At 62.5% G+C, this 13,951-nt stretch carries 13 protein-coding genes; 5 read left to right on the forward strand and 8 right to left on the reverse strand.

The genetic code is table 11. The features are described 5' to 3' along the window. Nucleotides 1-28 precede the first annotated feature (28 nt). From FBY01_RS29130 to FBY01_RS29165, 8 genes are all read right to left on the reverse strand, one after another. Complete coding sequence (locus tag FBY01_RS29130) at nucleotides 29-1,408, reverse strand: PepSY domain-containing protein (RefSeq protein ID WP_010463924.1); 1,380 nt, start codon at nucleotides 1,406-1,408, stop codon at nucleotides 29-31. 130 nt (nucleotides 1,409-1,538) lie between these two features. Next, entirely contained in the window at nucleotides 1,539-3,656 is a 2,118-nt protein-coding gene (locus FBY01_RS29135; protein ID WP_083375153.1) for a TonB-dependent copper receptor, read from the reverse strand. Nucleotides 3,657-3,740: 84 nt separating this feature from the next. Continuing rightward, nucleotides 3,741-4,190, reverse strand: a complete 450-nt coding sequence (locus FBY01_RS29140; protein WP_145310668.1) for a DUF2946 domain-containing protein — start codon at nucleotides 4,188-4,190, stop codon at nucleotides 3,741-3,743. Nucleotides 4,191-4,211: 21 nt separating this feature from the next. After that, a complete protein-coding gene (locus FBY01_RS29145; RefSeq protein ID WP_010463921.1) occupies nucleotides 4,212-4,691 on the reverse strand; it encodes a copper chaperone PCu(A)C in 480 nt (159 codons plus the stop codon). 48 nt (nucleotides 4,692-4,739) lie between these two features. Beyond that, a complete protein-coding gene (locus FBY01_RS29150) occupies nucleotides 4,740-5,138 on the reverse strand; it encodes a DUF2946 domain-containing protein (RefSeq protein WP_010463920.1) in 399 nt (132 codons plus the stop codon). A gap of 196 nt (nucleotides 5,139-5,334) precedes the next feature. Continuing rightward, nucleotides 5,335-6,069, reverse strand: a complete 735-nt coding sequence (locus tag FBY01_RS29155) for a cobalt-precorrin-6A reductase (protein ID WP_145310666.1) — start codon at nucleotides 6,067-6,069, stop codon at nucleotides 5,335-5,337. Then, nucleotides 6,066-7,163 carry a cobalt-precorrin-5B (C(1))-methyltransferase gene (locus tag FBY01_RS29160; protein ID WP_145310664.1) on the reverse strand — a complete coding sequence of 366 codons (1,098 nt, stop codon included), beginning with the start codon at nucleotides 7,161-7,163 and terminating at the stop codon, nucleotides 6,066-6,068. Before FBY01_RS29160 ends, FBY01_RS29155 begins: the two co-directional genes overlap by 4 nt. Next, nucleotides 7,156-8,367, reverse strand: coding sequence for a bifunctional cobalt-precorrin-7 (C(5))-methyltransferase/cobalt-precorrin-6B (C(15))-methyltransferase (locus FBY01_RS29165; RefSeq protein ID WP_010463917.1), 1,212 nt, complete (start codon nucleotides 8,365-8,367; stop codon nucleotides 7,156-7,158). Before FBY01_RS29165 ends, FBY01_RS29160 begins: the two co-directional genes overlap by 8 nt. A 241-nt stretch (nucleotides 8,368-8,608) precedes the next feature. Between FBY01_RS29165 and FBY01_RS29170 the strand changes: the two genes are divergently transcribed. From FBY01_RS29170 to cobJ, 5 genes are all read left to right on the forward strand, one after another. After that, entirely contained in the window at nucleotides 8,609-9,280 is a 672-nt protein-coding gene (locus FBY01_RS29170) for a hypothetical protein (protein WP_010463916.1), read from the forward strand. Between the two features lie 162 nt (nucleotides 9,281-9,442). Continuing rightward, entirely contained in the window at nucleotides 9,443-10,750 is a 1,308-nt protein-coding gene (gene cobG / locus FBY01_RS29175; RefSeq protein ID WP_145310661.1) for a precorrin-3B synthase, read from the forward strand. Further along, entirely contained in the window at nucleotides 10,743-11,369 is a 627-nt protein-coding gene (locus FBY01_RS29180) for a precorrin-8X methylmutase (protein WP_010463912.1), read from the forward strand. The genes cobG and FBY01_RS29180 overlap by 8 nt, the downstream gene beginning before the upstream one ends. Beyond that, nucleotides 11,369-12,100 (forward strand): precorrin-2 C(20)-methyltransferase, encoded by a 732-nt coding sequence (locus FBY01_RS29185; RefSeq protein ID WP_010463910.1) that lies wholly within the window; start codon nucleotides 11,369-11,371, stop codon nucleotides 12,098-12,100. Before FBY01_RS29180 ends, FBY01_RS29185 begins: the two co-directional genes overlap by 1 nt. Further along, a complete protein-coding gene (gene cobJ, locus FBY01_RS29190; protein WP_145310658.1) occupies nucleotides 12,100-13,803 on the forward strand; it encodes a precorrin-3B C(17)-methyltransferase in 1,704 nt (567 codons plus the stop codon). The genes FBY01_RS29185 and cobJ overlap by 1 nt, the downstream gene beginning before the upstream one ends. The last annotated feature ends 148 nt before the right edge of the window (nucleotides 13,804-13,951 follow it).

Genomic DNA, 13,951 nt, shown 5'->3' on the forward strand with positions numbered 1-13,951 from the left:
TTCGTCTAAATCGCGCATCTCGCCTGCTTCATGAAGAAGGTGAGGCCGATTCAGTTTGCCGGGTGAATCGCGAAAACAGCACGCGATCCAGTACCCACACCACCACCAGCGAAGCCCCCACCAACGGAAACGCCACGGCCAGAGCGAACATGATGACCATCGCGGTTTTCCATCTCGGCAGGTCGTGGCGCAGCGGTGGAACACCGAACTTGCCTTGTGGACGACGTTTCCACCAGATCACCACGCCGCTGACCGCGCTGAGCAAAATCATCAGGCAGATCAGCAGCACGACGATCTGGTTGAACACGCCAAACATCTTGCCTTCGTGCAACATCACGCCGATTTCCGTGGCGCGGGCGACGGTCCCGTATTGCTCGTAGCGCACGTCGGCGAGGACATCGCCGGTGTACTGGTCGACATGCAAAGTGGCGTCATTGCGCGGGTCGTCCGCGAACACGGCGATGGTGAACACGCCGGTGTCGGTGGTCGGGAAGGTGATGCTGTAACCCGGCTCGACCTTGCGTTGCACGGCGATGTTCTGCACGTCCTGCAGGCTGATGGTCGGTGCGGCGGGGCCGGCTTTGGCGCCATCGTGGGCCATGTGTTCGGCGTGGTCGCCGGACATCGGCATCGGCGTGTTTTCCATCGCCCATGGCACGGTCTGGCGAGTGGCGGTGTTGAGGCTGCGGGCCTCGACATCGGATTTGGGCACGTTGTCCCACATTGCCGCCGGAAACACGTTCCACACCTGCGCATATTTCTGGCCCCAGAACCCGGTCCAGGTCATGCCGCTGAGCAGCATCACCAGCAGCAACGATGCGCCCCAGAACCCGGTCACAGCATGCAAATCACGCCACAGCACCCGACCGCGACTGGTCAGGCGCGGCCACAAAATACCGGCCGCCTGGCCACGCGGCCACCACAGGAACACGCCGGAAACCACCAGCACCACGCCCCAGCCAGCAGCCAGTTCGACCAATCGATCACCGACGGTGCCGATCATCAATTCACCATGAATCGCTCGCGCCACCGCTTGCAGATTCTTCTTGGCGTCTTGCTCGCCAAGGATGTCGCCCTGATAGGGATCGACGAATACGTTGAGTTCGCTACCGCCATTGATCACGACAAACTGAGCGCTGCGCTCGGCGTTGACCGGCGGCAGGTACTGTTTGATCGTGGCGTGTGGGTACGCCTGTTTCACCCGTTTGAGCAGGTCATCGGCCGGGACGCTGTGATGCCCGGCCGGTACGTTCATCAGGCTGCCGTACATCATCGGATCGAGTTGCGGCTTGAACAGGTAGATGACGCCGGTCAAGGCCAGCATCACCATGAATGGCGCGACGAACAGACCGGCATAGAAATGCCAGCGCCAGGCCAGGTTGTAGAAATTTACTTTGGGCTGTTTCATCACGTGTGCTCCGCTTTGGCATGGTTCTTTTAGTTGTTTGTTTTGCGGTTGCTGCGCAACCGATCGCGAGCAGGCTCGCTCCCACAGGTTCTCCACTGTCCATGTGGGAGCGGGCTTGCCCGCGATACTCTTAGAAGCTCATGTCCACCTTGGTCCAGAGCGTTCGCCCCGGTTCTTTGATGGCCTGCGGGTCATTGGCCGGGTAGCCAAAACCGGCGTTGCCGGCCAGGTTCAAATGCTCGGCGTAAGCCTTGCCGAACAGGTTGTCGACGCCACTGCTGACCTTCCAGTTTTTGTTGATACGGTAGGCGCCATTGAGCGAGAACACGCCAAAACCGGAGGTCTTGTCGAAGTCCTTGCCGACCACGTTGCCCTTGTTCTGGTCGATGCGGTTTTGCGCCGCGACCACTCGCCACAGGGCACCGGCACTCCAGTTGTCTTCGCTGTAGGTCAGGCCGAAACGCGCGTCCAGCGGCGGCATTTGCGGCAATGCGTTGCCATCGCTGCTGTTCTTGCCCCAGGCGTAGGCCAGGGTCGCGTCGGCCTTCCAGTTGCTGGTCAGCTGGTAGGCCGCGCCGAGTTCGCCGCCCATGATTCGCGCGTCGATGTTCTGCGCCTGGGAGGTGGTGCCCATCATGGTCGGGGTGTAGTTGAACAAGATGTAATCGCGCACCTGGCCGACATAACCCGAGGCCCAGGCTTCGAGGTCTTCGGTCTTGTATTGCAGGCCGAAATCGAGCTGGGTGGTTTTTTCAGGCTTGATCGAATCGAAGGCATTCACCGATCCGGCGGGGCCGGACTTGGGCGAAAACAGTTCCCAGTAATCGGGGAAACGCTGGGTGTGACCGAGGCCGGCGTAGAGGGTGGTCGGGCTGTCGGCGAGGTCATGCTCGTAGCGCAGGAAGCCGCTTGGCAATGTGTCGGCGCGGGTTTCGTCGGCGGTCGGGTTGGGGCGGGTCATCATCCCGGAACCGGTGGTCTGCCGGTAATCCTTGGCCGATGCACGGTCCAGGCGTGCACCAGTAATCAACCGGTCACGGTCGGCGGCGTACCAGGTCAGTTCGCTGAACACGCCGTAGTTATGGAAGTCGGCGTCCTTGGTATAGGGCAGGTCCTTGTAGGTGTCGACGCCCATGCTGCCGCGTTGGCGATGCTCGTTGGTCTGCGCATCGATGCCGCTGATCAACTGCACATCGGCCCAGCGCCAAGTCGCCTTGATCCGCGCGCCGAGGGTGCGGCGGTCGACGTTGGAAGCCATTGGGCCGGCCATCATCCCGGTGCCCGATGGCGTGCGCAGCGTGTAGTTGTCCATCACGTGGTCGGCGTAGTTGTAGTAGATCTGCGCTTCGACCTTGTCCAGCACCTCGCCGATGTTCGATTTTTCGAACCGCAGGCCCAGGCTTTCACGCTTGAACTGCGAGCCGTCCATGCCGCGCCCGGCGTAACGCGCTTCACCATCGCCCTTGCCGGCGGTCAGCTCCAGCAGCGTGTCGGCGTCCGGCGTCCAGCCGAGCGCCACATCGCCGTTCCACTTGTCGTAGCGCGACGGCACGGTGTCGTTGTTGCCGTCCTTGTAGTCGTCGGCGTGCGCGGTGTTGCCGATCACGCGCACGTAACCCAGCGGCCCGCCGGCAGCGGCGTCCACCACTTTGTCAAAACGGCCGTTGGAGCCGGCCAATACGCTGGCGTTCACGCGGGTACCGAGTTCGCCGAAGCTTTCCGGTTCACGCTCGAACAAGATCGTGCCCGCCGATGCGCCCGGTCCCCACAGTACGGTTTGCGGACCTTTGATGACGGTGAGTTTGTCGTAGGTTTCCGGCGAGATGTAGGAGGTGGGCGCGTCCATCCGGCCGGGGCAGGCGCCGAGCAATTGGCCGCCGTTGGTGAGGATGTTCAGTCGCGAACCGAACATGCCGCGCAGCACCGGATCACCGTTGGTGCCGCCGTTGCGTACCAGGGCGAAGCCGGGGATGGTTTTCAGGTAGTCGCCACCGTCGCTGGCCGGAACGGGTTGGCGCGGGTCCTTGGGGTTGGTGACGATGGTCAGCGGCGAACTCGGGGCAATGGCGGTGATCACCGTCGGGCTCAGTTCTTCACCGTGGCCCGCGTGTTCGTTGGCCAGCACCGTGGATGTCAGCAATGCGCTGCAAAGGACGGCGGTGGCGTGCCTGAAACGAATACTCGATTCGTTCGGGGCAAAAGAAGCTTGGGCAGGGCTCAAGCGTGTGTCAGCAGCAAACCTGGACATGACAATTTCCATCGAGCAGTCGTAAACGACACGGCGGACAGCCTGTGGCTGTCTGCAAAACCGTGTGAAATCAGAGGTGCGTGTTTACGCGACGATGGGTGGGGCGCGGGTTCGGGCGCCGGGGAAGACGGTGTGCCGGGCATGGCCCAGGCGAGGGGAGGGAGTGGTGAAGGTGGTGGCTGTTGGTGTGTCGAACGCGACGAAGGTCTGGCCGCCGGTCAGCGCCGGGCAATTGAACAGCAGGCTGCAATAGCCGCATTTTTCCCAGAGCGCGTGGTGCGAGGCTTTGGGCGGGCAGTGCTCGGCGGCGGGTTGCGCGCCGTGGTTGGCGTGCTCCATGGCCGACATGTCCATGCTCATGTCCATCGACATGCTCATCGACATCGACGAGGCGCGTTGATCCATCGGCATCGACTGAGAAATCAGCGGGCCGATAAAGATCATCAGCATGGCGAACAGGCTGATCCAGCTGCCGTGCGTCAGGCTTGACGACTGACGACGGTGTGCGGATGACCTGGCGCTAAGCGGGCGCATGGGTGTGTTCAGTTCAGTGATTTACTGGGCGTGGGTGTGCATCTGCATGACTTCTGGTGGCTTCTTCTGTACCGCGACTTCGACCGTCACGTCACCTGATTTTTCGAAGTGCAGGGTCAGCGGGAAACGCTTGCCGTCGCTCAGCAGGCTGCGGTCTTTCAGATTCACCAGCATCACGTGATAGGCCATTGGCGCAAACGTGACGTTGCCACCGGCAGGAATCTCGACGCTCGGCACTTGCTGCATTTTCATCAGGTCGTTTTGCATGATGTGCTCATGCAACTGCGCTTCACCGGCAATCGGCGAGTCGACGCTGAGCAGGCGGTCGGCGGCTTTTCCGGTGTTCTGAATAACAAAATAGGCCGCTACGGTTGGCGCGTTGGGCGGCAACTCCTGGGACCACGGGTGAGCGATCTGCAGTTCGCCGACCTTGTATTCGTGGGCATTGGCAAAGCAGGCAGGCAGCAGCAACGCAGCCAGAACGATGAGTTTGTTCAACATGGCAGTTCTCCAGAGCGATTCAAGACGCAGTTCAATTGCGAGAAGGAATCACACCAGAGGGGACGCGCGCGGGTTGAGGCTCGGCCATTGCTGGCGCGGGGTGGGGGTGTCGAGAGCGGTGGCAGGCACGCTTCGATTGGCTTCGAAACGAGCGAAATACAGTTGTGGCGCATGCCCCGGCAACGCCACCAACGGCGCGGAACCTGAACAGCACCAGCAATGTTGCATGTTGGAATGGTCGTCGTTCTGCGGGGCTTTCTGCTCAAGGTCGCCCAGGGAAATCGCCACCATCTTCGTGCCGCTGGACGTACAGAAACTGCCCCACAACAATTGCTCGGCGGGTGATTTCGCCGACTGCGCCATGGCTCCGGTCATCGGCATGGCGAGCATGTTGAACAGCACTGCGAAGCAGGCGATCCAGGCAATTGCTAGCCGTTGTCGGGACATGGGACAAAATCCGTTGGGTGGGCGATCAGTCGCGGCTATTTAGCCTGATCAGGGCCGATAAGTAAAAAAGCGGCGTGCGGTGTGGTGTCGCAGTGCACGTTCAAAAGAGTGTAGCGGCTATGATTCGAAATGCCGGATGAATTGCGGTCGGCATACAACCTTGTGGCGAGGGAGCAAGCTCCCTCGCCACAATTACTTAGGCGTCCGGCAGATTGCATTCCGCCAGTGCAGCAAACAACTCACTCACCGATCCAAACTCCCGATCCACCCCCGGCAACACCGGCCGCTGCAACACAATCACCGGCACCCCACGCTCCCGCGCCACTTCCAGTTTCGGTTCGGTCGCGGTGCTGCCGCTGTTCTTGCTGATCAGCACATCAATCTGCCGACGTTCAAACAGCTCCCGTTCATCCTCGATCAGAAACGGCCCGCGCGCGCCGATGACTTCGCAGCGTTCGTTGCCCGGGTAAGCGTCCAGTGCGCGCAAGGTCCAGAATTGCTCCGGCGGAATTTCGTGCAGGTGCTGCAACGGTTCGCGGCCGAGGGTGAACAGCGGTCGGCGGAAGGGTTTCAGGGCTTCGATCAGTTCGGCCCAATCGCTGACGTCGCGCCAGTCATCCCCGGCCTGTGGCTGCCAGGCAGGACGGCGTAACGCCCAGCATGCAATGCCGCTCAGCTGCGCGGCGGCCTTGGCGTTGTGGCTGATTTGTGCAGCGTAGGGGTGGGTCGCGTCCAGCAGCAGATCGATCCCTTCATCGCGAATGAACTGCGCCAGGCCTTCGGCACCGCCGTAGCCGCCAACGCGCACCTGGCAGGTCAGGTCCGTCGGCACGCGACCGACACCGGCCAGGCTATAGATGTGTTCCGGCCCCAGCGTGCGGGCGATGGCCAAGGCTTCGGTCACGCCGCCCAGCAGCAAAATACGCTTCATTGAAAAGCACCTGCATGGCCGACAATTCCGCCCTGGCGATCGATGGCAAAGACTTCAACCTGAACCTGCGCCGGCACCACGCTGCGGGCGAAGTCCAACGCGTGCTGACACACCGTATCTCCAAGGGCGATGCCCGCCGCGCTGGCCATCGCCAAGGCTTGCTGGCTGGTATTGGCGTCGCGAATGCCTTGCTGCAGCGCCTTGTCGGCGCCCATTGTGGCGGCCCATTCGGCCAGTTGCGGCAGGTCGATGCTGGAATGCCGGCTGTGCAAATCCATGTGCCCGGCCGCCAGTTTGCTGATCTTGCCGAAGCCGCCGCACAGGCTGAGTTTATCCACCGGCACTTTGCGCAAGTGTTTGAGCACGGCGCCGACGAAGTCGCCCATTTCGATCAGGGCGATTTCCGGCAGGTCGTAGACGCGGCGCATGGTGTCCTCGCTGGCGTTGCCGGTACAGGCGGCGATGTGCAGGTAACCGTTGGTTTTGGCCACATCGATACCTTGGTGGATCGAGGCGATGTAAGCCGCACAGGAAAACGGCCGGACGATGCCGCTGGTGCCGAGGATCGACAACCCGCCCAGAATGCCCAGTCGTGGGTTCATGGTTTTCAAGGCCAGCGCCTCGCCGTCCTCGACGCTGACCGTGACCTCGAAACCGCCGCTATAGCCGAGTTCTTCGGCCAACAACGTCAGGTGCTCGGTGATCATTTTGCGCGGCACCGGGTTGATCGCGGGCTCGCCGACGCCCAGCACCAGCCCCGGCCGGGTGACTGTGCCGACGCCACGCCCGGCGCTGAAACGGATACCCGGCTCGTCGCGCAGTCGCACCTGGGAATACAGCAACGCGCCATGGGTCACGTCGGGGTCATCCCCGGCATCCTTGATCGTCCCGGCTTCGGCGCCGTCGTCGATCAGGCGGCAGAATTCCAGGCGCATCCGCACCTGCTTGCCCTTGGGCAGCACGATCTCCACGGCGTCAGCGCTCATCCCGCCCAATAACAAACGGGCCGCTGCCAGACTGGTCGCGGTGGCGCAACTGCCCGTGGTCAGGCCGCTGCGCAGCGGGGCGGGTTGTTCGGCGGTTTCGTCACGCATCGAGGGGCTTCGTCACGTCCAGCAAGGTAATCGGCAGCGCCTGACGCCAGGTGTCGAACTCCCCCAGCGGCTGGGCCTGGGCAACGTGAATGCGGGTCAGCTCGCCGCCGTGGCGTTCGCGCCAGGTCATCAGGGTGACTTCGCTTTGCAACGTGACGGCGTTGGCGATCAATCGGCCGCCGGGTTTGAGTTGCGCCCAGCAGGTGTCGAGCACACCTTCACGGGTGACCCCGCCACCGATAAAAATCGCATCCGGGAGTTCGAGCCCGGCCAGGGCCTGCGGCGCACTGCCGCGAATCAATTGCAGACCGGGCACGCCAAGGGCATCTCGATTGTGTTCGATCAACAGCTGCCGACCTTCATCGGCTTCGATGGCCAGCGTGCGGCAACTGGGGTGGGCGCGCATCCATTCGATGCCGATCGAGCCGCTGCCGGCGCCGACATCCCACAGCAGTTCGCCGGGTACCGGGGCCAGGCGCGCAAGGGTGATCGCGCGGACGTCGCGTTTGGTCAGTTGACCGTCGTGCTGGAAGGCCGAGTCTGGCAGGCCGGCCAGTCGTGAGAGCCGCGGGGTGTCCGGCGCGGCGATGCATTCGATGGCGATCAGGTTCAGATCGGCGACCGCTGGATCGTTCCAGTCATTGGCCACCCCATCGATGCGCCGTTCGTTTGCGCCGCCCAAATGTTCCAGCACGCTGAGACGGCTCGGACCGAAACCGCGTTCACGCAACAATGCCGCAACGGCGGCCGGGCTTTGGCCATCGTTGCTCAGCACCAGCAAACGCACGCCGCTGAACAACTGCGCGTTCAGTGCGGCGAGGGGCCGGGCTACCACCGAAAGCGTCACCACCTCCTGCAATGGCCAGCCCATTCGCGCCGCCGCGAGTGAGCAGGAGGAGGGCGCGGGCAGGATCAGCATTTCAGCGTCAGGCACTTGCCGGGCCAGGCTGGCGCCGACGCCGAAGAACATCGGATCACCGCTGGCCAGCACGCAGACCGGTTCGCCACGCAGCGCCAGAACGGGGTCAAGGGAAAACGGACTGGGCCACAACTGCCGCTCGCCACGGATGCACGCTGGCAACAAATCCAGTTGCCGCTGGCCGCCGAAGATTCGCGAGGCGCCCAACAGGGCGCGACGGGCATTCTTGCCCAGGCCCTTGAAGCCGTCTTCACCGATTCCCACAACCGTTAGCCAGGGTGCCATGCCGTTCCTTAATCCAGGGTTCATGTTCAAGGGCGGCATGATAACGCGGCTTCTGTTATCTGGCGCTGCTCCATTGCCGGAGCAGGCGGCGTTTTTTTGAAAACTTATGTGGTTGAAAACTTGTTGGGTGTTGGGTTGGTTTTGTTATTTTTGTTTTTGGGTCAAGTTTAAAATTTGCTGTAAGGCATGCTTGATTTGTTTTCGAATAACTACTTTTCAAGTTGGATGGATAGTCGCCTTTATGGCGTTAATGGATATGGATATGACTGTGATAACGGATGATATGAAACATAATGCAGCCCTGGTGGGGGATATCTTGCTGACCGGTGTTCAAGGACAGTCGCGCGAGGATTATCGTTTCGCATTGAATTGTACTTATCTGGCACAGCGGCAAGCGGACAATACTTACAACAGCGCAATCCGGCCCGGACGCTGGATCGATTATTACGCCGATGTACTGTGGTCGCATGGCTGGAATCGTGATCATCCGCCGATTGAGCATGTTCAAACGCAGTTTTATGGAAGTGTGCGGCAGGTCTGGTCGAAGCTGGCTTCTCCTATTCTCAGCCGTGACCAGGTGGAAGGGGTGAATCTGGGACTTGCTGCACTGGAAAAAGACGTTGAACTGTTAAAGAAGGTCAAGGGGGTAAGTGGAAAGGCCTTCGACTTTAAGATAATGCCGATTAGCTACAACGCAAATGGGGATATGGAGTTAGTGGTCAGTAATATCAGGTTCATCAAGTCAAGCATGAATACCGAATACCTTTTTTGGGATATATCGCAAGTCATGAATCAGCTGGATGTCCTGGCTCGAAAGGTAGTGATCTCACGGAGGGTGATGGACGCTCGTCGATCCAGCGTGGAAGAGGCGCTGGCAGGCATTAAATTCAACTTTGAGGACTATGAGCTGTAAACCGCCCAAGGGACGGGGGAGTCATTACGCTTTCGGATGACCTGAAACACGAATTCCGACCGGCAGGCATTTTCATGCGCTCGGGCAAAGCAGGCATAATGGCGACCTTTCGCCCACCACGGCGCTGCCAGCCAGCCGGTCCATCCCTTGAACGAACGCCCGATGTCCACCGCTTTACGCCCCTCGGCCTGTCCGGGGTTGTTGCGTATCGTCCAGGCACTGGACGGCGGCATCTGCCGGATCAAGTTGAATGGCGGTTCGATCAGCGCGGCTCAGGCCGAAGCGGTGGCGAATGCGGCCGAGCATTTCGCCGGCGGAGTGATCGAGGCAACCAACCGCGCCAACCTGCAGATTCGCGGGATCGGCAGTGAGCACGCTGCCTTGATCGACAGCCTGATGGCGGCCGGACTCGGCCCGACCAGCGCGGCGGGCGATGACGTGCGCAATCTGATGCTCAGCCCCGGCGCCGGCATTGATCGGCAGATGCTGATCGATACGCGCCCGCTGGCTGAACAGATCCTCGCCACGCTGCAAAGCGATGAACGCTTTCACGACCTCAGCGCCAAGTTTGCGGTGCAACTGGATGGCGGCGAAGGGCTGGCAATGCTCGAACACTCGCATGATCTTTGGTTGTCCGCTGCTGAGCGCGACGGTGAGCGAGTGTTTGTGTTCGGCCTGGCGGGTTGCCTTGTCGACCTGCCCGCAGGCGCGGTGTCGCTGGAGCAGGGGCATGCGCTGGTAGTTGCGGTGCTGGAGCTGTTTCTGGAGCTGGCGCGCCCCGAGCAGACCCGCATGCGACACCTGCTCGCCGAATGTTCGCTCGACGTGTTTCTCGCGCGTCTCGCCGAGCGAGTGCCGTTGATGCCCATCGAGGCGTGGCGGCGCGAGGCAAAGCCAGATGCGTTGCATATCGGCGCTCATCCACAGCGTGATGCCGGTCGTGTCTACATCGGCGCAGTGCCGCCGCTGGGCCGCCTCAACCCAGCGATGCTCCGAGGCGCTGCACAACTGGCCCGCGAACAGGGCGACGGCACGCTGCGTTTCACGCCCTGGCAAAGCCTCTTGGTGCCCGGCGTCCATGGCAGCAAGGCGCCTCACGTTATCCACAACCTTGAACACCTCGGCCTGCGCTGCTCGGCCGACGATGCCCTGGCGCATCTCATCGCCTGCACCGGCTCGACCGGCTGCGGCAAAGGCCTGGCTGACACCAAGGGCGATGCCCGGCAACTGGCGGCGCTGTTGCAACGTCACGGCCAGGCGCTGAACGTGCACCTGTCCGGCTGCCCGCGTTCCTGCGCGGCGGCGCACATCGCGCCGGTCACGTTGCTGGCGGTTTCTTCCGGTCATTACGACCTCTATTTTCGCGATGCAGCGCAGCCGGGTTTCGGCGCGCTGCACGCACGCAATCTTACTATTGAAGCGGTCGCGGCCTTGCTCGACGCCCGCTCACGGAGCCCCTTAGATGCTTGATTACATCCGCGACGGTCAGGAGATCTATCGCAACTCCTTCGCGATCATTCGTGCCGAGGCCAACCTCGAGCGAATCCCGGCCGATCTGGAAAAACTCGCGGTGCGGGTGATCCACGCCTGCGGCATGGTCGACGCCATCGACGGCCTGCAATTTTCGCAAGGCGCGGGCAAGGCCGGGCGTGAGGCGCTCGCCGCCGGTGCGCCGATCCTGTGCGACGCACGGATGGTCAGCGAAGGCGTGACCCGCACGCGGTTGCCGGCCAACAACGAAGTAATTTGCACCCTGCGCGATGAAAGCGTTCCGGAACTGGCCCGTGAGTTGGGCAACACCCGGTCCGCCGCCGCCCTGGAGCTGTGGCGTCCGCATCTGGAAGGCAGCGTGGTGGTGATCGGCAACGCCCCGACCGCGCTGTTCTATCTGTTGGAAATGCTCGATGCCGGCGCCCCCAAGCCGGCGCTGATCCTCGGCTTTCCGGTCGGCTTCGTCGGCGCTGCCGAATCCAAGGCAGCGCTGGCGGCCGACAGTCGCGGCGTGCCGTTTGTCATCATGCAAGGCCGGCTGGGCGGCAGCGCCATGGCCGCCGCCGCCGTCAATGCCCTCGCCACGGAGATCGAATGATGCAGCAGCCTGGACGCTTGATCGGCCTGGGCGTCGGCCCCGGTGACCCGGAGCTGATTACCGTCAAAGCCCTGCGCTTGCTGCGCGAATCGCCCGTGGTGGCGTACTTCGTCGCCAAGGGTAAAAAGGGCAACGCCTTCGGCATCATCGAAGCGCATTTGCAGGACGCACAAACGCTGCTGCCGCTGGTGTATCCGGTGACCACTGAAGCGTTGCCGGCGCCGCTGTCTTATGAGCAAGTGATCAGCGATTTCTACGATGCGGCGGGCGAAGAACTCGCCGCGCATCTGGATGCCGGTCGCGACGTGGCGGTGATCTGCGAAGGCGATCCGTTCTTTTACGGCTCCTACATGTACTTGCACGATCGTCTGGCCGAACGGTACGAAGCCGAAGTGGTGCCGGGTGTGTGCTCCATGCTCGGCGGCGCTTCGGTGCTGGGCGCGCCGTTGGTGTATCGCAATCAGAGCCTGTCGGTGCTCTCGGGCGTATTGCCGCACGAGGACCTCAAGCGTCGTCTGGCCGATGCCGATGCGGCGGTGATCATGAAGCTGGGACGCAACTTTCCCAAGGTCCGTCAGGTGCTCGAAGAGCTGGGGCTGGCGGAGCGGGCGCTGTACGTCGAGCGCGCGACCATGGCCAATCAGAAGATCGTGCCGCTGGATCAGGTCGAGCCGATGTCCTCGCCGTACTTCTCGTTGATCATCGTTCCCGGCGAACGGTGGCAAGGTTGATGGCCCGTCCAGTTCCGGCGATTGTCATTCTTGGCAATGGCAGCCTCGCGACCGCACGCAAGATCCAGCAGGTCTACCCCGGCGCCCTGATTCATGGCCTGGCCGGACGGGTTGAAGGCGCGGACCGTGTCTATCACGAGTTTGGCGCGACCGTGCGCGAGTTCTATCAGCAGGACACGCCGATCATTGCCTTGTGCGCGGCCGGGATTGTGATCCGCACCCTGGCGCCGTTACTGCTGGAGAAGGGCGCCGAGCCGCCCGTGCTGGCCGTGGCCGAAGACGGCAGTGCCGTGGTGCCGCTGCTGGGTGGCCTCGGTGGCGTGAACGTCATGGCGCGGGAGATTGCTGCCGGTCTTGAGGTGGCGGCGGCGATCACCACCAGCGGTGAACTGCGCTTCGGCACCTGCCTGCTCAATCCACCCAGCGGCTACGCCCTCGGCGATCTGGAACTGGGCAAACGTTTTGTCTCGGATCTGCTCGCCGGCCAAAGTGTGCGCATCGAAGGCACCGCGCCGTGGCTGGCGCAAGCGCAGCTGCCGGAAGATCCGCAGGCGCCGTTGTCGATTCATGTCGGCAGTGCCGAGCGCACGCCGGCGGCCAATGAATTGCTGATCTACCCGCGCAGTGTGCTGGTGGCGGTGAACGCCGAGGTGGCGGATCTTCCGAACGCGATTCGCGGGGCGCTGCATCAGGCAAACATCGCTGTGCAATCGCTGGCGTGCCTGCTGGCCAGCGATCTGCACATGGCCAACCCTGCGTTACGCGACGCGGCGCTTGAGCTGGGTGTGCCGCTGCGGTTTGCCTCGGTCAGCGGCGGCGTCAGCGAGCTGGCCCGCGACACCGCGCCGAACGCTACCGTCGTGGCGGCGGATACGGGCATCGCGATCGCGGTGGCCAGTCAGCCACTGGAGGTTGCACAGATCGGGCGTGCGCGCGGTCGTCTGGCCGTGATCGGCCTGGGCCCTGGCGCCGCCGAACTGATGGTGCCGGCGGTGAAGGCTGAACTGGCGCGCGCCAATGACGTGCTGGGTTATGAAACCTACGTGCGCATGGCCGGGCCATTTCGCGAGGATCAAGTGCTGCATTGCACCGACAACCGCGAAGAAATGCAGCGCGCTCGCCACGCCTTTGAACTGGCGGCCCAAGGGCGGTCGGTGGTGGTGGTTTCGTCGGGAGATCCGGGCGTATTCGCCATGGCGGCCGCCGTGCTCGAAGCGCTGCACGAGTCGAGTGAGCCGGGTTGGCACAACGTCGATCTGGAGATTCTTCCAGGCGTCTCCGCGTCCCTGGCAACGGCCGCCCAGGCCGGCGCGCCATTGGGGCACGACTTCTGCGTGATGTCCCTGTCGGACAACCTCAAGCCTTGGGCAATCATCGAGAAGCGGCTGGACCTGGCGTCTCAGGCCGACCTGGCGCTGGCGTTCTACAACCCGATCTCGCGGTCGCGTCCTTGGCAACTGGGTCGGGCACTGGAGATTGTCGCGCAGCACCGCACCGCTGAAACGCCGGTGGTGTTGGGGCGGGACATTGGTCGTCCAGGCCAGACATTGCGTGTCACCACGCTGGGTGATTTGACCCCCGATCAGGTCGACATGCGCACCATGGTGCTGGTCGGCTCTTCCACCACCTGCGTGTTCCCGCGTACCGAGGGTGGCCAGTGGGTGTATACGCCTCGTTGGTACGGCGACAAGCCAGCCGGGTAAGTCTTGGCGGCCAGCGGTGCTGGCCGCAGTTCCGCCCCCCTTCCAGTGCGTAAGATTTTTCACCGCGCATCGACCGAAAGATTCCTTGATGCCCGCCGTACTTTAACTGGGCTCACCCGGAAAGTGCGTGCGAGTGCCTCAGACAATT

It is taken from the genome of Pseudomonas sp. SJZ077, assembly GCF_007993905.1.
GTDB classification, from domain to species: domain Bacteria; phylum Pseudomonadota; class Gammaproteobacteria; order Pseudomonadales; family Pseudomonadaceae; genus Aquipseudomonas; species Aquipseudomonas mandelii.

Excerpts from the sequence above, each read along its gene's own strand:
- FBY01_RS29180 (WP_010463912.1), top strand. The coding sequence starts at position 10,743 with ATGCTTGATTACATCCGCGACGGTCAGGAGATCTATCGCAACTCCTTC.
- FBY01_RS29185 (WP_010463910.1), top strand. The coding sequence starts at position 11,369 with ATGCAGCAGCCTGGACGCTTGATCGGCCTGGGCGTCGGCCCCGGTGAC.
- cobJ (WP_145310658.1), top strand. The coding sequence starts at position 12,100 with ATGGCCCGTCCAGTTCCGGCGATTGTCATTCTTGGCAATGGCAGCCTC.
- cobG (WP_145310661.1), top strand. The coding sequence starts at position 9,443 with ATGTCCACCGCTTTACGCCCCTCGGCCTGTCCGGGGTTGTTGCGTATC.
- FBY01_RS29170 (WP_010463916.1), top strand. The coding sequence starts at position 8,609 with ATGGCGTTAATGGATATGGATATGACTGTGATAACGGATGATATGAAA.
- FBY01_RS29165 (WP_010463917.1), bottom strand. The coding sequence starts at position 8,367 with ATGGCACCCTGGCTAACGGTTGTGGGAATCGGTGAAGACGGCTTCAAG.
- FBY01_RS29155 (WP_145310666.1), bottom strand. The coding sequence starts at position 6,069 with ATGAAGCGTATTTTGCTGCTGGGCGGCGTGACCGAAGCCTTGGCCATC.
- FBY01_RS29150 (WP_010463920.1), bottom strand. The coding sequence starts at position 5,138 with ATGTCCCGACAACGGCTAGCAATTGCCTGGATCGCCTGCTTCGCAGTG.
- FBY01_RS29145 (WP_010463921.1), bottom strand. The coding sequence starts at position 4,691 with ATGTTGAACAAACTCATCGTTCTGGCTGCGTTGCTGCTGCCTGCCTGC.
- FBY01_RS29160 (WP_145310664.1), bottom strand. The coding sequence starts at position 7,163 with ATGCGTGACGAAACCGCCGAACAACCCGCCCCGCTGCGCAGCGGCCTG.
- FBY01_RS29130 (WP_010463924.1), bottom strand. The coding sequence starts at position 1,408 with ATGAAACAGCCCAAAGTAAATTTCTACAACCTGGCCTGGCGCTGGCAT.
- FBY01_RS29140 (WP_145310668.1), bottom strand. The coding sequence starts at position 4,190 with ATGCGCCCGCTTAGCGCCAGGTCATCCGCACACCGTCGTCAGTCGTCA.
- FBY01_RS29135 (WP_083375153.1), bottom strand. The coding sequence starts at position 3,656 with ATGTCCAGGTTTGCTGCTGACACACGCTTGAGCCCTGCCCAAGCTTCT.